This window comes from Piscinibacter sp., from assembly GCF_047600445.1.
GTDB lineage: Bacteria > Pseudomonadota > Gammaproteobacteria > Burkholderiales > Burkholderiaceae_C > Piscinibacter.
This window is the reverse complement of the sequence record NZ_JASGKT010000002.1, coordinates 2994628-3017186: the sequence shown is the minus strand read 5'-3', so window position 1 is coordinate 3017186 and position 22559 is coordinate 2994628. Positions and strand designations below refer to the sequence as shown.

Here is a 22559-nt window from a genome sequence, read left to right as displayed (position 1 = left end):
GCGGCCGGGGCGCAGCCTTGTCGACAGCCGAGGAAGGAACATCCCGATGGACTGGTACGTACTGAGCTTTGCCGCGATCAACGGCGTGCTCGTCGGCGCCATGCTCGGCGGCATCGCGCTCGGCCTGAGCCTGATCTTCGGCGTGCTGCGCATCGTCAACTTCGCGCACGGCTCCTTCCTGATGCTGGCGATGTTCACCGCCTTTTGGCTGCAGAAGCTCGCCGGGCTCGACCCCTACGTCAGCATCGTCGTCGCCGCGCCGCTGATGTTCGCGCTCGGCTACGCGGTGCAGGCAGTGATCATCGCGCCGCTGATCCGCCGCGAGCGCGCGCTGGTGGTCGAGCCGATCAGCGCGCTGCTGCTCACCGCCGGCGTCTACATCGTGATCGACAACCTGGCGCTGATGGCCTTCGGGCCGAACGTGCGCTCGGCCAGCTCGGCGATCGAGACGACCACGCTGATGGTCGGCGACTTCCCGCTCAACACCTTCCGCATCGTCGCCGCCGTGGTCGCGCTGGCGATGGCCGGCGGCCTGGCGCTGTGGCTCGGCCGCACCGACACCGGCCGCGCGATCCGCGCCACGGCGCAGAACCGCGACGCCGCGGCGATGTCGGGCATCGACGTGCCGCGCATCTACAACCTGACCTTCGGCCTGGGCTGCGCGATGGTCGGCGTGATGGGCTGCCTGATCGCGCCCTTCATCCCGCTGACGCCGCACGTCGGCCTGTCGTTCGGCATCAAGAGCTTCATCGTCGTCGTGCTCGGCGGCATCGGCAGCATCGCCGGCTCGCTGGTCGGCGGCGTGGTGATCGGGCTGTTCGAGTCGGTGGCCTCGCAGTTCGTCGCCACGCCGACGGCGGCGATCTTCTCGCTCGGCCTGTTCATCGCGATCCTGCTGCTGCGGCCGCAGGGCCTGATGGGCCGCAAGTGAAGGAGGCCGCGATGCACGGATCCCCTTCCTCCGCCATGCTGGCCGGCGCGCCGCGGGCCACCGGGGCGCCGGCGCGGGCGGGCGCGGCACGGGTGGCCGCCGTGCTGCTCGTCGCCGGGTTGCTCGCGCCGCTGGTGGTGCGCGACGAGTTCTTCCTGCACAGCCTGATCATGGTGCTGTACTTCGCCTACCTGGCCAGCGCCTGGAACCTGATGTGCGGCTACGTCGGCCAGGTGTCCTTCGGCCACTCGGTGTTCAGCGGCGTGGGCGGCTACTGCTCGGTGCTGCTGCTCACCGGCATGGGGCTGTCGCCCTGGCTAGGCATGCTGGTCGGCGGCCTGCTGGCGGCCGTGCTCGCGGTGCTGATCGGCTTCCCGACCATGCGGCTGCGCGGTCCGTACTTCGCGCTGACCACCATCGCGGTGGCCGAGATCGTGCGCATCTGGGTGGAGAACACCGACAGCGTGCTGGGCATCGCGCTGAAGGGCTCCGAGGGCCTGTCGGTGCCGCTGATCGGCACGAACTGGGCGCTGTTCCAGTTCGACAGCAAGCTGCCCTACTACTACATCATCCTGGCGATGCTGGTGGTGGTGATGGGTATCACCGCGCTGATGGAGCGCAGCCGCCTCGGCGTGTGCCTGAAGGCGATCCGCGGCGACCGCGACGCCGCCGAGTCGCTCGGCATCAATCCGACACGCTACACGCTGGCCGCCTACGCGATCAGCGCCTTCATGACGGCGCTGGGCGGCAGCTTCTACGCGCAGTTCATCCGCTTCATCAACCCGGAGCGCAACATGGGCGTCGAGCTGTCCATCGACATGGCGCTGATGTCCATCATCGGTGGCCAGGGCACGGTGTTCGGCCCGCTGATCGGCGCCGCCTTCCTGGCGCCGGTGGCCGAGTTCACGCGCACCTGGCTGGGCGGGCAGTTGCCCGGCCTGCACCTGGTGCTCTACGGCTTGGTGCTGATCGTCGCGGTGCTGTACCTGCCCAAGGGCCTGCTCGACCCGATCCAGCGCCTCGGCCGCCGCCTGGCGAGGAGGGCGCCGCGATGAACGACGCGCTGCTGACGGTCGACGGCATCGCCAAGCGCTATGGCGGCGTGCAGGCGGTCAAGTCTCTGTCCTTCACGATGCGCCGCGGCGAGATCCTCGGCCTGCTCGGCCCGAACGGCGCGGGCAAGACCACGGCCTTCAACATGATCGCCGGCTTCGTCGCGCCCGACCAGGGCCGCATCGCGCTGGGCGGGCGCGACATCACCGGCCGCAAGCCGTGGGACGTCTGCAAGGCCGGCGTGGCGCGCACCTTCCAGCTCTCCAAGCCCTTCGGCGGCATGAGCACGCGCGAGAACCTGGTGGTCGGCAGCCTGGTGAAGACCAACGACCGCGCGCGCAGCCTGGCCAAGGCCGACGAGCTGCTCGACTTCCTCGGCATGAGCGCGCTGGCCGACACCGACGCCGACAACCTCACCGCGTTCGAGCGCCGCAAGGTCGAGCTGGGCCGCGCCCTGTCGACCGAGCCCGAGCTGCTGCTGATGGACGAGGTGGTGGCCGGCGCCACGCCGCAGGAGGCGTTGGCGATGGTCGAGCTGGTGAAGAAGGTGCACCAGCGCGGCATCAGCGTGCTGATCATCGAGCACGTGATGAAGGTGATCATGGGCCTGTCGCACCGCGTGATCGTGATGCACCACGGCGAGCTGATCGCCGACGGCGAGCCCGCCGACGTGGTGAAGCAGCCCGACGTGCTGAAAGCCTACTTCGGAGACGACTATGTCGACGCCGGCGCTTGAGATCCGCGACCTGACGGTGGGCTACGGCGACGTCGCCGTGCTGCGCGGCCTGGACCTGCGCATCGAGGCTGGCCGGCTGGTCGCGCTGATCGGCGCCAACGGCGCCGGCAAGACCACGCTGCTGCGCACCATCTCCGGCCTGTTGCGGCCGAGCGCCGGCAGCATCGCGCTGAACGGCCGGCCCCTGCAGGGCCTGCGCCCGCACGAAGTGGTGCACGCCGGCTTCGTGCAGTCGCCCGAGGGCAAGCAGTTGTTCGGCGCGATGTCGATCCGCGAGAACCTGCTGGTCGGCGCGCACAACCCGCGCGCCCGCGCGGTGCGCGAGCAGACGCTGAAGGAAGTGTTCGAGCTGTTCCCGATCCTGGAGGAGCGGCAGAAGCTGCCGGCCTCGACGCTGTCCGGCGGGCAGCAGCAGATGGTCGCGGTCGGCCGCGCGCTGATGGCCAAGCCCTCGCTGCTCGCGCTCGACGAGCCTTCGCTCGGCCTCGCGCCGATCATGGTCGACCGCGTTTTCGAGTCGATCGGGCGCATCCGCGCGCTCGGCGTCACCGTGCTGGTGATCGAGCAGAACGTCTTCAAGGTGCTGCAGATGGCCGACCACGGCCATGTGCTGGAGAACGGCCGCATCACGCTGTCCGGCAGCGGGCGCGAGCTGCTCGTCGACGAGCACCTGCGCAGTACCTACCTCGGCATGTAAGGAGAACGAACCCGATGACAGTCGAACTCGAAGCGGCGACAGGCCAGCGCGCGGAGATCGCGCGCCTGCGCGGCGTGGCGCTGAACCTGCGGCGCAAGATGATCCAGCAGGCGCGCGGCAAGGGCCAGGGTTATCTCGGCCAGGGGCTGGCCATCGCCGACTACCTCGCGGTGCTGTACTTCCACGAATTCAGCGCCGCCGACCTGGACTTCACGCGCGCCGAGCGCAAGCGCTTCTACCTCTCCACCGGCCACTACTCGATCGCGATGTGGGCCGCGCTGGCCGAGCTGGGCGTGATCGACCCGGCCACGCTGCCGAGCTACGGCGCCGACGGCAGCCCGCTGGAGATGAGCACGATGGAAGGCCACGTGCCGGGCGTCGAGATGACCGGCGGCTCGCTCGGCCACGGCCTGGGCATCGCGGTCGGCGCGGCGCTCGGCTACCGGCTCGATGGCCGCAGCTCGGCGATCCACGTCGAGACCTCCGACGGCGAGCTGCAGGAAGGCTCGACCTGGGAGGCCGCCAACACCGCCGGCAGCTTCCAGCTCGACAACCTGGTCTGCTGGATCGACTGCAACGGCATCCAGGCCGACGGGCCGATGGTGGTGAACATCGAGCCGGTGGCCGACCGCTTCGCCGCCTTCGGCTGGGCCGTCCGCGAGATCGATGGCAACGACCTCGGCCAGTTGCTCGACGCCTTTGCCTGGGCGCGCCAGCGTGCCGGCCGGCCCAAGGCGGTGGTGATGCGCACGCGGCCCGGCCGCGGCGTCAAGCGCATCGAGCAGCGCGACCGCGCGCACTTCGTACGCATCGACGCCGAGGAATGGGACGACGTGGCCCGCGAACTGGAGATCGAGAATGTCTGAGGTCAAGTCACGCACCCTCGCGATGGGCGAGTCGGAGGCCGTCGTCGGCCGCGCGTCGATGTTCGCGCCCTTCGCGGCAGGCACGCTGAAGGCGGCCGAGTCGCACGACGAACTGGTGCTGCTCACCGCCGACCTCGGCAAGTACACCGACACGGCCGACTTCCGCCACAAGCACCCGCAGCGCTTCTTCAACGTCGGCATGGCCGAGCAGTCGCTGGTGATGACGGCCGCCGGCCTGTCCAAGGTGGGCAAGGTGGCCTACTGCACCACCTACGGCACCTTCGCGACGCGGCGCGCCTACGACTTCCTCGCCATCGCCTGCGCGCACAGCGAGGAGAACGTCAAGATGTTCGCCGGCAACCCCGGCCTCGCCTCGGGCTACGGCGGCACGCACCAGGCCAACGAGGACCTGGCGCTGATGCGCTCGATCCCGAACATGACGGTGCTCGACCCCTGCGACGCCACCGAGATGATGCAGATCGCCGCGATGGCCGCCGACATCCCAGGCACCGTCTACTGCCGGCTGCTGCGCGCCCATGTGCCGGTGGTGTTCGACCCGGCCACGCACCGCGTGCGCATCGGCAAGGGGCACGTGACCGGCGCGGGCGCCGACGTCGGCTTCGTGTCGACCGGCTCGATGACCGAGCGCGTGCTCGACGCGCGCGACGCCCTGGCCAGGCAGGGTGTCGCGAGCAGCGTGTTCCACACGGCGTCGATCAAGCCCTTCGACGCGCAGGGGCTGGTCGAGTTCGCCGCTTCGGTGAAGCGGCTGGTGGTCTGCGAGAACCACGTCGCCAGCGGCGGCCTGGCGACGCTGGCGATCGACGCGCTCTACGAGGCCGGCCTGCATCGGCCGCTGCTGAAGATCGCCATACCCGACCAGTTCACCGAGTGCGGCTCGCATGCCTGGCTGCTCGACAAGTACGGCCTGAGCACGGCCCGGATCGTCGAACGCGTCGGCGCCTGGCTGCGATGAACGCCGGCGTGGACATGAACCGCATCCGCGCCTTCGGCGCGGCGCATCGCTACTACCAGGGGCCGGGCGCGCTGGGCCTGGTCGGCCAGGTCGCCGCCGGCCTGGGGCGGCGGCCCCTGCTGGTGGCCGACGCGGTGGTGGCGCAACTGCTGCGCGAGCGCGCAGCGCAGAGCTGCGCGGCGCAGGGCATGGAACTGCGCTGGGTCGAGGTGCGCGGCGACGTGACGCGCGCGATGGTGCAGCGCCTGGTCGCCGAAGCCGGCGCCGAAGGCGGCGTGCCCGACGTGGTGCTCGCCGCCGGCGGCGGCAAGGGCGTGGACGCGGGCAAGGCGGTGTCGCGCGAGCTGGGCGCCCGGCTCATCGTGCTGCCCACCTCGGCGTCCAACGACGGGCCGTGCAGCGAGTCCTTCGTCTACTACGACGAGAACCACCGCATGCAGTCGGTCGAGCACCTGCCGCGCAACCCCGACGCGGTGATCGTCGACACGGCGGTGCTGGTCAAGGCGCCGCGCGCGCTGCTGACCTCGGGCATCGGCGACGCGCTGTGCAAGCTCTACGAGGGGCAGCAGGCGCGCGGCGCGCGGGGCCTGAACCTGTTCGGCGGGCGCAGCACGCTGGCCGCCGAGCAGCTCTCGCTGGCCTGCGAGCGCGTGATCCGCGAGGACGCCGTCGCCGGCCTGCAGTCGTTGTCGCGCGGCGAGCCGGACGAGTCCTTCGAGCGCCTCATCGAAGCGCTGGTGCTGCTCGCCGGGCTGGCCTTCGAGAACAGCGGGCTGTCGATCGCGCACTCGATGACGCGCGGCCTGACCCGCGTGCCCGAGATCGCCGTGGCGCTGCACGGCCAGCAGGTCGGCTACGGGCTGCTGGTGCAGTTCATGCTCGAGCGGCGCTCGCCGGGCTTCATGGCCGAGCAACTGCGCTTCCACCGCTCGGTCGGCCTGGCCACCTCGCTGCGCGAACTGGGCGTGGCCGCGCCCGACGGCGCGCTCTATGCGCGCATCGCCGAAGGCGTGATGACCGCGCCGCACCTCAAGCACTTCGAGCAGCCGCTGGCCGCCGCCGACTTCGAGGTGGCGATGCGCGGGCTCGAGGAACTCTCCACCACCTCCTCGCATTGACCCGCGCATGAACCGCACCGACAACGCTTCCCTGGCCGTCATCACCGGCGGCGGCACCGGCCTGGGCCTGGCCATCGGCCTCGAGCTGCGCGCGCGCGGCTGGCGCGTGATCGCGCTCGGCCTGGACACCGAGCCCGCGCTGGAGGGCTCGGGCATCGAGTTCGAGCGCATGGACATCACCGACGCGGCGGCGCTCGCCGGCGTGGCGACGCGCACGCCCCGGCTGAAGCTGCTCGCCAACGCCGCGGGCATCATCCTGCACGAAGGCCGCGAGCACGACGTCGCAGGCTTCCGCCAGGTGGTCGACGTCAACCTGCACGGCACGCAGCTCGCCTGCGTGAGCTTCCGCGCCGCGCTGGCCGAAGGCCACGGCAGCATCCTCAACTTCGCGTCGATGTGGAGCCGCTTCGGCTCGGGCCGCAACCCCGGCTATTCGGCGAGCAAGGGCGCGGTGGAGGCGCTGACCCGCGCGCTGGCCGTGGCCTACGCGCCCGAGGGCGTGCGCGTCAACGCGGTCGCGCCGGGCTGGATCGACACGCGCATGTCGGTCAACGCCTTCAGCGACCCCGAGCGCGCCGGCCCCATCCTCAAGCGGCTGCCGGCCGGCCACTGGGGGCAGCCGTCGGACATCGCCAAGGCGGCGGCCTTCCTGGCCTCCGACGACGCCGGCTACATCACCGGCGTCACGCTGCCGGTGGACGGCGGCTACAGCATCGCGTGAGCGGCACGGTCGTGATCGACGAGCTGAACCGCTTCAACGAGCTGCACGGCCTGACGATCGCCGCGCTGCTGCGCCGGCGCGCGCAGGCGCATCCGTTCAAGCTGGCGCTGTCGGCGCAGAGCTGGCGCGGGCATCGCGACCGGCTGAGCTTCGCGCAGCTCGTGATCCGCATGGACACGCTCGCCCGCGGCCTGGCCTCGCGCGGCCTGCGCGCCGGCGAGCGTGTGGCGCTGTTCCTCAGCAACGACGCGGTGCGCGAAGGCGTGCTGACGGCGCTGGGCTGCTGGCGGCTCGGCGCGATCGTCTCGCCGCTGAACGTGCGCGCCTCCGACGACGAACTGCGCCACGCGCTGGCGCTGGTGGAGCCAAGCTTCGTCGTGACGACGGCCGAGGCGGCTGCGCGCGTGGCCGCGCTGTTCCCGGCGGCGCAGCGGCTGCTGGTCGACGGCCCTGCCGGCGCGCCCGACATCTGGCCCGAGCCGGAGCGCGAGTTCCATGAACTTGCGCTGCCCGAGGGCGCCGACCCGGAGGCGCCCAGCGTGCTGCTGTTCACCTCCGGCACCACCGCGCGCTCCAAGGCCGTGGCGCACTGTCAGCGCAGCCAGCTCTACTGCGGCTTTGCGATCTCCGGCGCCGTCGGGCTGACCGAGCGCGACACCTACCAGGGCGCCTGGCCGCTGTACACCAGCTCGGTGCTCAACATGGCCTGCATGGCCGCCTGGGTGAGCGGCGCCGGCGTGGTGCTCGAGCCCGCCACGCTGGACAACGCCGGCCGGCTGCGCCTGATCGAGAGCGAGGGCACGACGGTCTACCACGGCGTGACCGCGCCTTTGCACTTCATGATCGACGAGTACCCGAAGGGCCGCTACGACCTGTCGCGCGTGCGCCGCCTCGGCTACGGCGGCGCCGTGATGCCGGCCGAGGTGATCGCCAAGTTCCGCGCCCGCTGGCCCTGGGTCGACCAGGTGCACATCTGGGGCATGACCGAAACCGGTCCGGCCGGAACCTGCCTGCCGCCGTGGTTCCTGCCGCGCAAGGCCGGCTGCATCGGCGCGCCGCAGCCGGGCTGCGCGGTGCGCGTGGTCGACGACGACCTGCGCCCGCTGCCGCCGGGCGAGGCCGGCGAGATCGTCTTCGCCGGCCCGTCGGCGGCGCTGGGCTACTGGCGCAACCCGGAGGCCACGGCGCAGACCTTCGTCGACGGCTGGGTGCGCACCGGCGACATCGGATGCGTCGATGCCGAGGGCCACCTGCACTTCGTCGACCGCAAGAAGGACATCATCAACCGCGGCGGGCTGAAGATCGCCTCGGCGGCGGTGGAAGACGTGATCTACCGCTATCCCGGCATCGCCGAGGCGGCGGTGGTCGCGGTGCCGCACGCCGGGCTGGGCGAGGACATCGCCGCCTGCGTGGTCGCCGCGCCGGGCGCGACGCTCGACCCCGAAGCGCTGCGCGCGCATTGCGCCAGGCACCTGGCCGACTACGAAACGCCGCGGCGCTGGCACGTGCTGCCCGCGCTGCCGAAGAACCCGATGGGCAAGATCCTCAAGCGCGAGCTGCGCGAGCAGCTCCTGTCCTCATGAGCGCGACGCGGCGGGCGCACGCGGTGCGCATCCACGCCTACGGCGAGCCGGAGGCGATGCAGCACGAGGCCGTCGACGTGCCGCCGCCCGGGCCTGGCGAGGTCCGCATCCGCCAGCACGCGGTGGGCGTGAACTACCTCGACACCTACCACCGCCGCGGCGTGTTCCCGCTGCTGGCGCTGCCTGGCGTGCTGGGCGTGGAGGCGGCCGGCGAGGTGGAGGCGTTGGGCGAGGGCGTTGCGCGCCTGCGCGTGGGCGACCGCGTCGCCTACGCCTGCCCGCCGGTGGGCAGCTACACCAGCCTGCGCACGCTCGGCGAGCGCTTCGTCGTCAAGGTGCCGCAGGACGTGAGCCACGAGCAGGCCGCCGCGGCGACGCTGCAAGGCCTGACCGCGCACATGCTGCTGCACAAGGTGGCCCGGCCGCAGGCGGGCCAGACGGTGCTGGTGCACGCCGCCGCCGGCGGGCTCGGCTCGCTGCTGACGCAATGGGCGAAGCGCTTCGGCCTGCGCGTGATCGGCGTGGTCGGCGCCGAGGCCAAGGCGGCGCTGGCGCGCGCCCAGGGCTGCGACGAGGTGATCGTCGGCGAGCGCGAGCCGTTCGCCGAGGGTGTGCGGCGAATCACCGGCGGCGCCGGCGTCGACGTGGTGTTCGAGGGTCTGGGCGGGCAGGTCTTCCACGAGTCGCTGACCGTGCTCAAGCCCTTCGGCCAGATCGTCAACCTCGGCCAGGTGGCCGAGGGGCTGCCGAGCGTGAACCTCGCCGACCTCGGGCCGGCGCGTTCGCTGAGTGTCTCGGTGCCGGGCGTGTTCGCCTACGTGCGCACGCATCCGGCGCTGCAAGCGGCGGCCGACGAGCTGTACGGCCTGATCGCGCGCGGCGAACTCCAGGTGCGCATCGGCGGGCGCTTCGCGCTGCGCGAGGCCGCCGAGGCGCATCGCGCGCTGCAATCGCGCGCCACCACCGGCTCGCTGGTGCTGCTGCCGGAAGGGGATTGAGCATGGGCATCTTCGACACGCCCGAACTGCGCGCCTTCAGGGCGGAAGTGCGTGCGTTCCTGAAGGAACATCTCGACGACCGCCTGGTGCACCAGACGCGCGGCGGCCTGCACATGGCGCGCGAGGACATGGCGCGCTGGCAGGCGACGCTGAACCGGCGCGGCTGGGGCGCGCCGCACTGGCCGCAGGCCGTCGGCGGCACCGGCTGGAACGAGCTGCAGCGCTACATCTTCGAGGAGGAGAGCGCCTTCGCCGACGCGCCGCTGGGCGACGTGCACGGCCTGTTCCTGGCCGGGCCGATGATCATCGCCGAGGGCAGCGCGGCGCAGAAGGCGCGCTACCTGCCGAAGATCCTGGCCGGCGAGGAGTTCTGGTGCCAGGGCTTCTCCGAGCCGAACGCCGGCTCCGACCTCGCCTCGCTGAAGACGCGCGCCGTGCTCGACGGCGAGCACTGGGTGATCGACGGCCAGAAGACCTGGCTGTCCGGCGGCCACCACGCCGACCTGATGTTCTGCCTCGCGCGCACCGGTGCCGAAGCCAAGCCGCAGGCCGGCCTGTCGGTGTTCATCCTCGACATGCGCGACCCCGGCATCACGCTGCAGCCCATCCTGACGATGGACGAGGGCCACAGCGTCAACGCGGTGTTCTTCGACGGCGTGCGCGTGCCGCGCGAGAACCTGATCGGCGAGCTGAACCGCGGCTGGACCTATGCCAAGGAGCTGCTCGCGCGCGAGCGCGTCAACAACGCGCAAGCCCCGCGCACCAAGCGCGACATCGTCGAACTCGAGCGCCTCGCGCAGCGCCTGGTCGACGCCGACGGCCGCGCGCTCATCGAGCAGGGTTGGGTGCGGCGCAAGCTGGCGGTGCTGACCGCCGACTTCGTTGCGCTGGAGTCGGCCGCGCTGGGCGTGATCGCCGAGCAGATGAAGGGCTGCGAGCCGGGGCCGGCCGCCTCGACGCTGAAGATCCGCGGCTCCGAGCTGCAGCAGCGCGTCAGCGAGACGGCGATGGCGCTGCTCGGCGAGGCCGGCATCGTGCTCGGCGCCGACTACGGTGGCGGCCTGCTCGCGCCCGCCGGGCGCGGCTGGGCCGAACGCCACTTCTTCCGCCGCGTGGTGACCATCTACGCCGGCGCCAACGAGATCCAGAAGTCGATCATCGCCAAGGCGATCCTCGACATGTGAGGGCGGCACGCATGGACAACGACGATCTCTCGCTGCTGCTGTCCAGCGCCGAACGCTGGTTCGCCGGCCACGCGCCGCTGGCCGAGCGCGTGGCGGCGTTCCGCGACGGGCACCACGAGCCCGCCGGCGCGTGGGCGCGCTTCGCCGAGATGGGCTGGACCGCGCTGACCCTGCCCGAGGCGCAGGGCGGCTTCGGCGCGAGCACGGTGCAGGCCTTCGAGCTGCTGCGTCGCGCCGGGGCCGATGCGCGGCCCGAGCCGCTGGGCCTGCACCTGCTGCTCGCCCCCGGCGTCGCCGAGACATTGCCCGACACCGCCGAGGCGCTGGCCGACGGCCGCATGCGGCTGGCGCTGGCCGAGCCGCCGCAGCGCGGCGGCGCGCTGGCCTGGAACGGCCGGCAGCTCAGCGGCAGCGTGCCGCTGGCCGACGGCCTGGAGCACGCCACGCACCTGCTGGTGCCGCTGTGCGGCGGCGCCGACGCGTTGCTGCTCGTCGACCTCGCGGCCGCCGGCATCGAGCGCACGCCGGCACGCCTGGTCGACGGCCGCGCCACCGCGCGGCTCGCCTTCGACGGCGTGAGCGCGCGTGTTGCCGGCGAAGCGGCGCGGGCCCGCGATCTCGCCGCCGCCGCCTGCGTGGCCGACGCCGGCGGCGTGTTCGAGGCGGCGTTCACGATGACGCTCGACTACCTCAAGCAGCGCGTGCAGTTCGGCAAGCCGCTCGCGTCGCAGCAGGCCATCCAGCACCGCATGGCCGAGGTGTTCTGCGATCTGCAGCAGCAGCTCGCGCTGGCCGGCCGGCTGGCCGCCGAGATCGACGCCGAGCCGGCGGGCCCTTGGCCCACGCTGCCGGTGGCCAAGAGCTTCGTCGGCCGGCGCGTGCTGCGCGGCGTCGGCGCGCTGATCCAGCTCAGCGGCGGCATCGCCGTCACCGAGGAATACCGGCTCACCCACCTGTACCGGCGGCTGCACGTGGCGGCGCAACTGCACGGCGCCGCCGAGGCGCAGCTCGCGCGCATCGCCGTGCGCGCGACGCTGCTGGCCGCCTGACCCCTTCCATCGAAAGCATGACCATGAACCGCAGACAGCATCTCGTCCGCCTGACCTCGCTGGCCGCGCTCGCCGGCGTGCCCGGCGCCGTGTTCGCGCAGGGCTACCCGAAGGAGCCGATCCGATGGATCGTGCCCTTTCCCGCCGGCGGCGGCACCGACGTGGTGGCGCGCACGCTGGCCGGTGCGATGGGCACGGCGCTGGGCCAGACCATCGTGATCGAGAACAAGCCCGGCGCCGGCACGATGATCGCGGGCGACGTGCTGGCGCGCGCGCCGGCCGATGGCTACACGATCGGCACGGTCGACGTCTCGACGGTGGCGCTGGCCCCCAGCCTGTACGCCAAGGTGCCGTACAAGCCGGAGAAGGACTTCGTCTACATCGGCGGCACGACGGTGTTCCCCTTCGTGCTGGTGGTCAACCCGGCCGTGCCGGCGCGCAACCTGCAGGAACTGCTGGCGCTGGCGCGCGCGAAGCCGGGCGAGCTGAAGTACGCCACGCCTGGCGCCGGCGGTCCCAACCACCTTGGCATGGAGCTGTTGCAACGCACCGCCGGCATCAAGCTGCTGCACGTGCCCTATCGCGGCGACGCGCCGGCCCTGCAGGACCTGATGGGCGGCCAGGTCGACATGTACCTCGTCAACACCGCCGCCAGCCTGCCGCACATCCGCAGCGGCAAGCTGCGGGCGCTGGCGCTGGCGATGGCCAAGCGCAGCGCGGTGCTGTCCGAGGTGCCCTCATTCGCCGAGGCCGGCGTGGCCGACTTCGAGTCCTATGCTTGGCAGGGCCTGGCCGCGCCGGCGGGCACGCCGGCCGATATCGTCAGGCGGCTGAACGCCGAGCTGAACAAGGCGCTCGCCTCCGAGGAGGTGAAGAAGAAGCTGGCCGAGATGGGCGTCGAGCCTTCGCCGACCAGCCCCGAGCAGTTCACCCAGCACGTGCGTGCGCAGGCGGCGCACTGGGGCGCGGTGATCCGCAGCGCCGGCATCCAGTTGGAGAACTGAGCGCCGTGTACCCCGAATTGGTGGGCCGCGTGGCCCTGATCACCGGCGGCGCGAGCGGGCTCGGCCTGGCCGCGGCGCGCGCGCTGGCGGGCGAGGGTGCGCTGGTCGTCGTCGCCGACCTGCGTGCCGACGCCGCGCGCGACGCCGCTCGCACGCTCGGCGACGCGCACCTCGGCCTGGACGGCGACGTGGCCGACGAGGCGGCGGTGCGGCGCCTCGTCGAACTGACGCTGGCGCGGCACGGCCGCATCGACGTGCTGATCAACAGCGCCGGCATTCCCGACAGCTTCCTGCCGACGCTCGAGCAGGACGTGGCCGACTTCCGCCGCCTCGTCGACGTGCACCTGACCGGCACCTACATGATGTGCAAGGCGGCGGCGCCAGTGATGCTGCGCCAGCGCCGCGGCTCGATCATCAACCTCAGCTCGGTCGCCGGCGTGATGGGGCTGGCGCGGCGCAACGCCTACAGCGCCGCCAAGGCCGGCATCGGCATGATGACGCGCACGCTGGGCTGCGAATGGGCCGCGCAGGGCGTGCGTGTCAACGCCATCGCGCCGGGCTACATGCTGACGCCGTTCGCGCAGCGCCTGATCGACGAAGGCAAGCTCGACGCCGCGCGCATCCGACGCCGCACGCCGGCCGGCCGCCTGGGCACGGCGCAGCACATCGCCGACGCGATGCTGTTCCTCGCCTCCGATCGTTCCGAGTTCATCACCGGCGTCACGCTGCCGGTCGATGGCGGCTACACCGCCTGGGGCGCCGCGAGCGACGCCTACGACGGGCCGCTGGACTGAGACCTCTTTCGTTCCCCTCACTTCTCCGAGAGCACACCGCCATGAGCAACTCCGCCATCCAGATCGACGTGCAGGACCGCGTCGCCCGCGTGACGCTGAACCGCCCCGACAGCTTCAACGCCGTCGGCGGCGAGATGCACAAAGCGCTGTCGCGCGTGTTCGTCGACCTCGGCGAACGCCGCGACCTCAGTGCCATCGTGCTGACCGGCGCCGGCCGGGCCTTCTGCGCCGGCGGCGACATCGAGTGGATGCGCGAGGCGATTCGCGAGCCCGAGGGTTTCGAGGTCGTCACCTGGGAGGCCAAGCGCATCGTCTACTCGATGCTCGACTGCGAGATCCCGATCATCGGCCGCATCAACGGCGACGCGGTCGGCCTGGGCGCGACGCTGGCGCTGCTGTGCGACATCACGGTGATGGACGAGAAGGCGCGCATCGGCGACCCGCACGTGCGCGTCGGCCTGAACGCGGCCGATGGCGGCGGCTTCCTGTGGCCGGCGATCATCGGCTACGGCAAGGCGCGCGAGCTGCTGCTGACCGGCGACCTGCTCGGCGCGGCGGAAGCCAAGGCGCTGGGCGCGATCGGCCACGTGGTGCCGGCCGCCGAACTGGACGCCAAGGTCGACGCGATCGTCGCCAAGCTGCGCGGCGGCGCCACCAAGGCGATCCGCTGGACCAAGGCCGGCTACACGATCCCGCTGCGCCAGCTCGCGCACGGCCACATGGATGCCGGCACGGCCTACGAATGCCTGACCAACCTGACGCAGGACCACGCCGAGGCCGTGGAGGCCTTCGCCGCCAAGCGCAAGCCGGTGTTCAGCGGCCGCTGAGCGGGGCGTGGGGTGAACACACTGGCCGACTGGCCGATGGCGCCGGGCCACGATGAAGGCGTGCGCGGCGCGCAGAGCGTGCGCCGCGCGCTGGCCTTGCTGCGCGGCGTGGCCAAGCGCGCGGACAGCGGCGTGAAGCTGGCCCAGCTCGTGCGTGAATCGGGCCTGGACCGCGGCACCGCGTACCGGCTGCTGACCTGCCTGGTGGAAGAGGGCTTCGTCGACCGCGACGAGGACCAGCTCTACCGCCTCGGCCCGCAGGCGGTGATGCTGGGCTCGCTGATGCCGGCGCCGGCGCCGCTGGTGACGCGCTTCGCACCGGGCATGAAGCGCATCGCGCGCATCGCCGGCGACACCGTGTTCCTGATGGTGCGCCATGGCGACATGGTGCAGTGCGACCACCGCGAGGTCGGCGGCTCGCTGGTGAAGATCTTGACCACCGAGATTGGCCAGCGCCGCGTGCTCGGCACCGGCACCGGCGGCGTCGCCCTGCTCGGGCTGATCGACGATGCCGAGATCAGCCGCATCTGGCACCGCCATGCCGCCGACTACACCGCGCGCGGCATCCCGCTCGAGCGCCTGCTGGCGATGGCGCGGGCGGTGCGCACGCACGGCTGCGCGCTCACCTTCGACTCGATCGAGCCTGGCGTGGCGGGCATCGGCATGGCGTTCCGCCTCGGCGAACACGCGATGGGCGCCCTGTCGATCGGCACGCTGACCGCGCGCTTCGGGCCGGAACGCCAGCACGAACTGGGCGAACTGCTGGCTGGCGAGTTGCGCGCGCTGGGGCTCTGGGGACGGGACGAGCGGGCCGCGTCGCCGAATCAGAACCCGGCGCCGCCGCGCAGCGGCCGGTAGAACGCGCGGATCTCCTCGGCCAGCGCCTGCGGCTGCTCCATCGCCGCGAAATGGCCGCCGCGCGGCATCACGCTCCAGCGGCGGATGTCGCTGAACATGCGCGCGGCCAGCGAGCGCGGCGGACGCACGATTTCGGCCGGGAACTCGCAGTAGCCGGTCGGAACGTCGACCGTCGCGCCGGCCGGGATCGGCCAGTGCTCGGCATGCCAGCGTGCGTAGTAGGGCCAGAAGGACGAGCCGATCGCGCCGCTGAACCAGTACAGCGAGATGTCGGCGAGCAGGTGGTCGAGGTCGAACGCGCTGTCGAGGTCGCCGCCGCAGTCGCTCCAGGCGCGGAATTTCTCGGCGATCCAGGCGGCCAGGCCGGCGGGCGAATCGGTCAGCGCGTAAGCCAGGGTCTGCGGGCGCGTCGCCTGCTGCGTGCTGTAGCCGGTTTCCTCCTTCAGCCAGTGGTTCAGTTCGACGAGGTAGCGTCGCTCCTCGGGCGTCGGGTCCTTGAACACATCCGGATCGCGCGGCGTGGGCATCAGGTTGAGGTGAACACCGATCGTCTTGTCCGGGTGGGCGTAACCCAGACCGCGCGCTGATCGTCGCGCCCCAGTCGCCGCCTTGCGTGGCGAAGCGGTGGAAGCCGAGCACATCGCTCATCAGCGCGGCGAAGGCGTCGGCCATCTGCTCGGCCGAGAAGCGCGCCTGCCCGGGCGTGAACGACAGCCCGTAGCCCGGCAGGCTGGGCGCGACGACGGTGAAAGCGTCGGCGGCGTCGCCGCCGTGCGCGGCGGGATCGGTGAGCAGGGGGATGAGTTCGAGGAACTCGAACACCGAGCCGGGCCAGCCGTGCGACAGCAGCAGCGGCATCGGCGCCGGGCCGCGGCCCTCGACCTGCAGCCAGTGCAGATCGATGCCGGCCACCTCGGCCTTGAACTGCGCGAAGGCGTTCAGCCGCGTTTCCTGCGCGCGCCAGTCGAAGCCGTCGCGCCAGTGGGCGACCAGGCGCTGCAGCCAGGCGAGGTCGGTGCCGGTGGCCCAGGCCGGGCCGCTGGGCTGGTCCGGCCAGCGCGTCGCGGCCAGGCGCCGGCGCAGGTCGGCGAGCTCGGCATCTGCGACGTGCAGGCGGAAGGGCCGGGGCGACGGCACGGCGGCCGCCTCAGCGCACCAGTCGATCGAGCTGCGACATCGGCAGCCCATGCGACGCATAGTGCGCGCGGGCCTTGTCGATCTTGGTGAACACGTCCTCGTAGCCGGTGATGCGGCCGGCCGCGTCGAAGTAGGTGTAGCCGCCGCCGACGTGGAACCAGGTGATCATCTCCTCCACGTCCGGCGGCACCACCAGCGTGTGGGTCTCGCCCGGCGCCTCCATCAGGAAGGAGCCCTCCTCGGCGACCCAGTCGTGCTCCAGGTAGTACCAGCGGCCGCGCAGCACCTGCGCGTGCACGGCGCCGCTGTGGCGGTGGCAGGACAGCACGCCGCTGCGCCGCACGCGCAGCAGATTGACGTAGTAGCCCTGGGTGACGCCCAGGCACAGCGGCAGGAATGCCACGCCATCGCTTTGCGGCACCCACAACCGCTCGTCGGCATTCAGCACGTCGTGCACGACGATCTCGGCGCGGGCGTCGGCCGGCAGAGGGACGATGGGGGCGCGCAGGGGCGGCTTGCGGACCGTGGCGACGATGGACATGGCGCAGGGGCGTCGTTGAGCAGCGGCCACTCTAGGCGCCGCGCGCCGCCGTGGCCATCGCCGATGGCGGCTTTGCTCACCAGGTGAACGCTGCGGACTCGAGCCGGGTCCGGCTCAAGGCTGCGCCAGCACCCGGCTCAGCACCTGATGGAGAAAGCGCACGCGGCTTTCCTGGTAGCGCGCGAGGGTGCAGCCGTCCGGGTCGCCGGGCCAGGTTTTCAGACCGAGCTGCACCTGCGGCATGTTGCAGTCGTCCTGGTCGAAGATCTCGCCCATCGCCCCCAGCTCGGGCAGCGACTGGAACGGCTGGTCGTGCGCGAGCTTGAGCATCGCGGGTGCGGCAGGACGCGGGCCGGTGTCGGGCTGGCGGATCAGCATCCACACGTCCATGAAGCATTCGTCGGCCGAATCGCCGCTGGGCCGGAACTGGTAGGTCAGCGGCAGCCCCTCGCCGTACCAGGGGCAGAAGTTCGGGAACAGCCAGTACTGGATCGAGTCGAGCATCTCGACGTCGGAGCACGCCGAATAGTCCGCCTTCGTCAGCTCGCCCAGCGTCTTGCGCCGCCACGCGGCGAGGCTGGCGCGGTCGTTGATGTCGTCGGGCAGGGCTGCCGCCTGGTCGGCGCGCAGGCCGGCGAGCAGCGCCCACGAGACGGCGATGGCCTCCTTCGCGCTGGGCTTGCGGTTGTGTTTGCTGGGCACGGCCTGCGGCGTGATCAGCCGGCTGAAGGTGGCGAGGCCCTCGTCCCAGACGTCGTACTCCGTCGCGTGCTCGCCGGTCGAGGGCAGCGCCTGCGGATGCGTCTGCACCAGGTGGTAGGCCTCCAGGAACGCCTCCAGCCCCACCTTCCAGTTGGCCTTGATGGTCTTCTGCACGTGCCACAGCGTGTAGCGCTTGTCCAGCGGCGAGTGCTCGAAGTGCCGGGGCAGCGAGCCCAGGTGCGTTGCCAGCGGTGGCGCCTTCGGGTCGGGGTTGATGAAGACGAGGCCGCCCCAGGTGCCGACCTGCACCTCGCGCAGCGAATAGCACTCGCGCGACACGTCGGGGAAGTCTCATTCGCCCGGGAAGAAGGCCAGGCGGCCGTCGGGCTTCCAGGTCCAGGCGTGGTAGCCGCACTTGAACTGCGTCGCGCCGTGGCCGCTCGCGTCGCACAGCCTGCGGCCGCGGTGCAGGCAGACGTTCCAGAAGCCCTTGAAGGTGTCGTCGTCCTGCCGCACTACCAGGAACGACAGCCCGGCCACGTCGTAGACGAAGTGGTCGCCGGGCTTGGGAACCTCCTCCTCGCGGCACACCACCTGCCAGGTGCGCTTCCACACCTTCTCGACCTCCTGGCGGTGGAATTCGTAGGAGGTGTAGCGCTGCGGTGCGATGCGCGCCGTGCCGAGGTTGGGCGAGCTCTCCTGTGTCAACGTCGGCGGCACCGGCTTGGCGAGGTCGCGCCAGTTGGGGGTCAGCTCCGTCCCGAGGCTGCGCTGGAAGTCGTAGCGATTGGTGAACGTGTTCATGCTGTCTCCTGGATGAGCGCGGTCCCGGAGGGGCTTCGGTCGTTCGCGTCTATTAGTATGCTATAGTACAATAAGAAAGCATTCTTTGCGTTGACGCAAACACGTCCGTGTCGACACGACAGGCAGGGAAATTCCGGGGGGGCGGCGCTCCCGGGTCGCTTGACGTTCCGGCGCTCCGGTTGTCTACTAACAGATACTGAGGCATACGATATGGAGGCACGAGATGACCGGCTCGCTGCTGACGGGTGTGAAGGCCATGCTTCTTCTCGGCGCTGGGGCGCTCGGCGCGCACTGGATCGACGGCGCGCCCGCGGCGCGCAAGGCCGTCGAGCCCGCCGCCGCCATCGCCTGCCCGCCGATGCACCATGCGGCCTCGGTGCGCGCGACGCGCGCCGCGCAGGCGACACCGGCCTGCCTGCCGGCCGGCCCGTCGAACGTCTCCTGGGACTCCGCGGTGCAGATGTTCCAGCGCTGAGCAGCGCCGCGGCGACTCAGAGCGCGGCCACCAGCTCCGGCACGGCGGTGAACAGATCGGCCTCGAGGCCGAAGTCTGCGACGCTGAAGATGGGGGCCTCGGGGTCCTTGTTGATGGCCACGATGACCTTGGAGTCCTTCATGCCTGCCAGGTGCTGGATCGCCCCGCTGATGCCGCAGGCGATGTACAGGCTCGGCGCGACGATCTTGCCCGTCTGCCCGACCTGCCAGTCGTTGGGCGCATAACCGGCATCCACCGCCGCGCGGCTGGCCCCCAGCGCGGCGCCGAGCTTGTCGGCCAGCGGCGTCAGCACCTCCGTGAACTTCTCGCTGCTGCCCATCGCCCGGCCGCCCGAGACGATGATCTTGGCCGCGGTCAGCTCCGGCCGGTCGCTCTTGGCCAGCTCGCTGCCGACGAAGCTGCTCTTGCCGCTGTCGGCCACGGCGGCGACGGTCTCGACGGCGGCGCTGCCGCCCTGGCCCGCCGCGTCGAAGCCGGTGCTGCGCACGGTGACGACCTTGACCGCGTCCTGGCTCTGCACGGTGGCAATCGCGTTGCCGGCGTAGATCGGGCGCTCGAAGGTGTCGGGGCCGATCACCCGGGTGATGTCGCTGATCTGCGCCACGTCGAGCTTGGCGGCCACGCGCGGCGCGACGTTCTTGCCGTGCGCGGTGGCGGGGAACAGGATGTGGCTGTAGTTCGCGGCGAGCGCCAGCACCTGCGCGGCGACGTTCTCGGCGAGCTGCTCGGCCAGGCTCGCGCCGTCGGCGTGCAGCACCTTGGCCACGCCCTGGAGCTGGCCGGCGGCCTGCGCCGCGCCGGCGGCGTTCTGCCCGGCCACCAGCACGTGCACGTCGCCGCCGCATTGCAGCGCGGCAGTCACGGTGTTCAGGGTCGCGCCCTTGAGGGCGCCGTGGTCGTGTTCGGCAATGACGAGGATGGGCATCTCAGATCACCTTGGCGTCGTTCTTGAGTTTTGCGACCAGCGTGGCCACGTCGGGCACCTTGATGCCGGCGCTGCGCTTGGGCGGCTCGCTGACCTTCAGGGTCTTGATGCGCGGGGCCACGTCCACGCCGAGATCCGCCGGCTTGACGGTCTCCAGCGGCTTCTTCTTGGCCTTCATGATGTTGGGCAGCGTGACGTAGCGCGGCTCGTTCAGGCGCAGGTCGGTGGTGATGACGGCCGGCAGGCTGACCGACAGGGTCTCCAGGCCGCCGTCGACTTCGCGGGTGACTTTGGCCTTGCCGTCGGCGACTTCGACTTTGCTGGCGAAGGTGGCCTGCGGCAGTTCGGCCAGCGCGGCGAGCATCTGGCCGGTCTGGTTGCAGTCGTCGTCGATGGCCTGTTTGCCCAGGATGACCAGGCCGGGCTGCTCCTTGTCGACCAGGGCCTTGAGCAGCTTGGCCACGGCCAGCGGCTGGAGTTCGGCGTCGGTCTCGACCAGGATGGCGCGGTCGGCGCCTATGGCCATCGCGGTGCGCAGCGTCTCCTGGCACTGCGCGACGCCGCAGGACACGGCGATCACTTCGCTGGCCGCGCCCTTCTCCTTGAGCCGCACCGCTTCCTCCACGGCAATCTCGTCGAAGGGGTTCATGCTCATCTTCACGTTGGCGATGTCCACTCCCGTGCCGTCGCTCTTGACGCGTACCTTCACGTTGTAGTCCACCACTCGCTTGACGGGGACGAGGATCTTCAAGGCTCGACCTCGGCGCGGCCGTTGTTGAGCACGACCACCTTGCGGTCCACCGCGGTGGCGCGGAAGCTCACCACCGGGCCCTGCTTCCAGAACTCGGTGAGTATGGTCTCGCCCGGATAGACCGGTGACGAGAAGCGCAGGCTGACCGAGCGCAGGCGGCGCGGCTGGTCGTCGCAGCAGCCTTGCAGCAGCGCGCGCGTCACGACGCCCATGGTGCACAGGCCGTGCAGGATCGGCCGCTCGAAGCCCGCCTTGCGCGCCAGCGCCGGCGAGGCGTGGATCGGGTTGTAGTCGCCCGACAGGCGGTAGATCAGGCCGGCCTGCGGCAGCGTGGCCAGGCTGATGCTGTCGCTGGCCGGCGATTCGGGCAGCGCGTGGATGGCCGGTGCCTGCTCGACGGTGCCGCCGCAGCCGCCGTCGCCGCGCAGCACGTAGGTCGAGGTGACGGTGGCGACGGCCTCGCCGCCGTCCTTGTCGGACAGCGTCTTCTCCAGGTACAGCATGGCGCCCTTGCCGGCGCCCTTGTCGATCACGTTGGCGACGCGGTAGGCGCCGACGTAGGTGCCGCCGGGCCGCAGCGGCCGGTGGATGGTGAACGACTGCTCGCCGTGCAGCAGCCGGATCCAGTCGATCTCCAGCTCCGGCTCCTTGACCCAGGCGCCGGGGTGGCAGATGACGTTGACCATCGCCGGGAACACCTGCAGGCCGCCCTCGCAGTCTTCGTAGACGTACTGCAGGTCTTCGGCCGCCTCGGGCCGACTGCCGACGCCGACGCCCAGCGCGTACAGCATGCAGTCGCGCGGCGTCAGCGTGTGCTCGGTGAGCGGGAAGCGGCGGGCCAGGACTTTGTCGAGCTTCATGTCGGTTGCGCCCGGCCGTCAGACCGGATCCCAGGTGAACACGTCGCGCGACTTGTCGAGCGGGAAGAACGACGGCGCGAACATCGGGATGGCGCGCTCCAGGCAGGTCTCGACCGTCCAGCCCTCGCCGTTGTGCGCGGTGCGGATCGGCCGCGGCTGCGAGAACAGGAAGATCTCGTTGTTGCGCACGCCGAAGATCTGGCCGCTCACGCCGGCGGCGCGGTCGGTCAGCAGCGCCACGGTGAACGGCGCGATCTTGTGCGCCTCCAGCCGCATGTTGACCTCCATGCGCGCCTTGCCCTCGGGCGTGTCGGTCGGGATCGTGCCGACCATGCGCGTGAACGCGAACGGCGCGATGCAGTTCGAGCGCACCTTGAACTTCTCCAGGTCGAGCGAGATCGACTTCGACAGCCCGACGATGCCCATCTTGGCCGCCATGTAGTTGGCCTGGCCCATGTTGCCGATCAGCCCCGAGGTCGAGGTCATGTGCACGTACGCGCCGCTCTCCTGCGACTTGAAGTGCGGCGCCGCGGCGCGCGAGACGTTCCAGCTCCCCTTCAGGTGCACCTTGACCACCGCGTCGAAGTCTTCCTCGGTCATCTTGTGGAACAGCACGTCGCGCAGGTTGCCGGCGTTGTTGACCACGCCGTCGAGGCGGCCGTAGAGGTCGAGCGCCTGCTGCACGATCTTCTGCGCCGAGGGCCACTCGGCCACGCTGTCGGTGTTGGCCGACGCGGTGCCGCCGAGGGCCTCGATCTCGGCGACGGTCTGCTGCGCCGGGCCGGCGCTGGAGCCGCTGCCGTCGATGGCCACGCCCAGGTCGTTGACGATCACCCGGGCACCCTGGCGCGCCGCTTCCAGCGCGATGCCCTTGCCGACGCCGGCGCCGGCGCCGGTGACGATGACGACTTTTCCTTCAAGCAGCTTCATGCGTGTGTCTCCCCACGG

The 22559-nt window shown here is 71.3% G+C and carries 25 protein-coding genes and 1 pseudogene; 17 read left to right on the top strand and 9 right to left on the bottom strand.

The window, feature by feature from the left end:
- Positions 1-46: 46 nt before the first annotated feature.
- The 16 genes from QM792_RS18345 to QM792_RS18270 are packed head-to-tail and all read left to right on the top strand — an operon-like array spanning position 47 to position 15395.
- The gene (locus tag QM792_RS18345; RefSeq protein WP_415151540.1) at positions 47-931 is read left to right on the top strand and encodes a branched-chain amino acid ABC transporter permease; all 885 of its coding nucleotides are present in this window, start codon (positions 47-49) and stop codon (positions 929-931) included.
- An 11-nt stretch (positions 932-942) separates the two neighbouring features.
- Positions 943-1986, top strand: a complete 1044-nt coding sequence (locus tag QM792_RS18340) for a branched-chain amino acid ABC transporter permease (RefSeq protein WP_415151539.1) — start codon at positions 943-945, stop codon at positions 1984-1986.
- Positions 1983-2720 carry an ABC transporter ATP-binding protein gene (locus QM792_RS18335; RefSeq protein WP_415151538.1) on the top strand — a complete coding sequence of 246 codons (738 nt, stop codon included), beginning with the start codon at positions 1983-1985 and terminating at the stop codon, positions 2718-2720. The genes QM792_RS18340 and QM792_RS18335 overlap by 4 nt, the downstream gene beginning before the upstream one ends.
- Positions 2701-3417: an ABC transporter ATP-binding protein gene (locus tag QM792_RS18330; RefSeq protein WP_415151537.1), complete on the top strand. Its 717-nt coding sequence runs from the start codon at positions 2701-2703 to the stop codon at positions 3415-3417. Before QM792_RS18335 ends, QM792_RS18330 begins: the two co-directional genes overlap by 20 nt.
- A 14-nt stretch (positions 3418-3431) precedes the next feature.
- Positions 3432-4283 (top strand): transketolase, encoded by an 852-nt coding sequence (locus QM792_RS18325; RefSeq protein ID WP_415151536.1) that lies wholly within the window; start codon positions 3432-3434, stop codon positions 4281-4283.
- Positions 4276-5259 carry a transketolase family protein gene (locus QM792_RS18320; protein WP_415151535.1) on the top strand — a complete coding sequence of 328 codons (984 nt, stop codon included), beginning with the start codon at positions 4276-4278 and terminating at the stop codon, positions 5257-5259. Before QM792_RS18325 ends, QM792_RS18320 begins: the two co-directional genes overlap by 8 nt.
- Complete coding sequence (locus tag QM792_RS18315; protein WP_415151534.1) at positions 5256-6377, top strand: glycerol dehydrogenase; 1122 nt, start codon at positions 5256-5258, stop codon at positions 6375-6377. Before QM792_RS18320 ends, QM792_RS18315 begins: the two co-directional genes overlap by 4 nt.
- Positions 6378-6384: 7 nt before the next feature.
- Complete coding sequence (locus QM792_RS18310; RefSeq protein WP_415151533.1) at positions 6385-7098, top strand: SDR family NAD(P)-dependent oxidoreductase; 714 nt, start codon at positions 6385-6387, stop codon at positions 7096-7098.
- Complete coding sequence (locus tag QM792_RS18305) at positions 7095-8681, top strand: class I adenylate-forming enzyme family protein (protein ID WP_415151532.1); 1587 nt, start codon at positions 7095-7097, stop codon at positions 8679-8681. Before QM792_RS18310 ends, QM792_RS18305 begins: the two co-directional genes overlap by 4 nt.
- Positions 8678-9679: a quinone oxidoreductase family protein gene (locus QM792_RS18300; RefSeq protein WP_415151531.1), complete on the top strand. Its 1002-nt coding sequence runs from the start codon at positions 8678-8680 to the stop codon at positions 9677-9679. Before QM792_RS18305 ends, QM792_RS18300 begins: the two co-directional genes overlap by 4 nt.
- A 2-nt stretch (positions 9680-9681) precedes the next feature.
- Entirely contained in the window at positions 9682-10863 is a 1182-nt protein-coding gene (locus QM792_RS18295; RefSeq protein ID WP_415151530.1) for an acyl-CoA dehydrogenase family protein, read from the top strand.
- 11 nt (positions 10864-10874) lie between these two features.
- On the top strand, positions 10875-11912 hold the full coding sequence (locus QM792_RS18290; RefSeq protein WP_415151529.1) for an acyl-CoA dehydrogenase family protein: 1038 nt from the start codon (positions 10875-10877) through the stop codon (positions 11910-11912).
- Positions 11913-11935: 23 nt separating this feature from the next.
- Positions 11936-12916, top strand: a complete 981-nt coding sequence (locus QM792_RS18285) for a Bug family tripartite tricarboxylate transporter substrate binding protein (protein ID WP_415151528.1) — start codon at positions 11936-11938, stop codon at positions 12914-12916.
- 5 nt (positions 12917-12921) lie between these two features.
- Positions 12922-13710, top strand: a complete 789-nt coding sequence (locus tag QM792_RS18280) for an SDR family NAD(P)-dependent oxidoreductase (RefSeq protein ID WP_415151527.1) — start codon at positions 12922-12924, stop codon at positions 13708-13710.
- Positions 13711-13751: 41 nt separating this feature from the next.
- A complete protein-coding gene (locus tag QM792_RS18275; protein WP_415151526.1) occupies positions 13752-14537 on the top strand; it encodes an enoyl-CoA hydratase/isomerase family protein in 786 nt (261 codons plus the stop codon).
- Between the two features lie 12 nt (positions 14538-14549).
- Complete coding sequence (locus QM792_RS18270) at positions 14550-15395, top strand: IclR family transcriptional regulator (protein ID WP_415151525.1); 846 nt, start codon at positions 14550-14552, stop codon at positions 15393-15395.
- Here QM792_RS18270 and QM792_RS18265 read toward each other — a convergent pair.
- From QM792_RS18265 to QM792_RS18245, 5 genes and pseudogenes are all read right to left on the bottom strand, one after another.
- Positions 15362-15922: an alpha/beta fold hydrolase gene (locus QM792_RS18265; RefSeq protein ID WP_415151524.1), complete on the bottom strand. Its 561-nt coding sequence runs from the start codon at positions 15920-15922 to the stop codon at positions 15362-15364. The genes QM792_RS18270 and QM792_RS18265 overlap by 34 nt on opposite strands.
- A 109-nt stretch (positions 15923-16031) precedes the next feature.
- Positions 16032-16583, bottom strand: a pseudogene (locus QM792_RS18260) (epoxide hydrolase family protein); the annotation flags it as partial.
- On the bottom strand, positions 16543-17073 hold the full coding sequence (locus QM792_RS18255; protein ID WP_415151523.1) for a 2,4'-dihydroxyacetophenone dioxygenase family protein: 531 nt from the start codon (positions 17071-17073) through the stop codon (positions 16543-16545). The gene QM792_RS18255 and the pseudogene QM792_RS18260, both read right to left, overlap by 41 nt.
- Before the next feature lie 114 nt (positions 17074-17187).
- A complete protein-coding gene (locus QM792_RS18250) occupies positions 17188-18114 on the bottom strand; it encodes an SRPBCC family protein (protein ID WP_415151522.1) in 927 nt (308 codons plus the stop codon).
- 12 nt (positions 18115-18126) lie between these two features.
- Positions 18127-18579, bottom strand: coding sequence for an aromatic ring-hydroxylating oxygenase subunit alpha (locus tag QM792_RS18245; protein ID WP_415151521.1), 453 nt, complete (start codon positions 18577-18579; stop codon positions 18127-18129).
- Positions 18580-18802: 223 nt separating this feature from the next.
- Here QM792_RS18245 and QM792_RS18240 point away from each other — a divergent pair, with 223 nt between their 5' ends.
- Positions 18803-19054, top strand: coding sequence for a hypothetical protein (locus QM792_RS18240; RefSeq protein WP_415151520.1), 252 nt, complete (start codon positions 18803-18805; stop codon positions 19052-19054).
- A 16-nt stretch (positions 19055-19070) separates the two neighbouring features.
- On the opposite strand, the gene QM792_RS18235 is transcribed toward QM792_RS18240, so the two are convergent.
- Genes QM792_RS18235 through QM792_RS18220 form a run of 4 tightly spaced genes read right to left on the bottom strand, consistent with a single transcriptional unit; the run spans position 19071 to position 22541 of the window.
- Positions 19071-20000, bottom strand: coding sequence for an electron transfer flavoprotein subunit alpha/FixB family protein (locus QM792_RS18235; protein WP_415150400.1), 930 nt, complete (start codon positions 19998-20000; stop codon positions 19071-19073).
- Between the two features lies 1 nt (position 20001).
- Positions 20002-20751: an electron transfer flavoprotein subunit beta/FixA family protein gene (locus QM792_RS18230; RefSeq protein WP_415150401.1), complete on the bottom strand. Its 750-nt coding sequence runs from the start codon at positions 20749-20751 to the stop codon at positions 20002-20004.
- On the bottom strand, positions 20748-21611 hold the full coding sequence (locus QM792_RS18225) for a MaoC/PaaZ C-terminal domain-containing protein (protein WP_415151519.1): 864 nt from the start codon (positions 21609-21611) through the stop codon (positions 20748-20750). Before QM792_RS18225 ends, QM792_RS18230 begins: the two co-directional genes overlap by 4 nt.
- An 18-nt stretch (positions 21612-21629) precedes the next feature.
- Complete coding sequence (locus QM792_RS18220) at positions 21630-22541, bottom strand: SDR family NAD(P)-dependent oxidoreductase (RefSeq protein WP_415151518.1); 912 nt, start codon at positions 22539-22541, stop codon at positions 21630-21632.
- Positions 22542-22559: the final 18 nt, after the last annotated feature.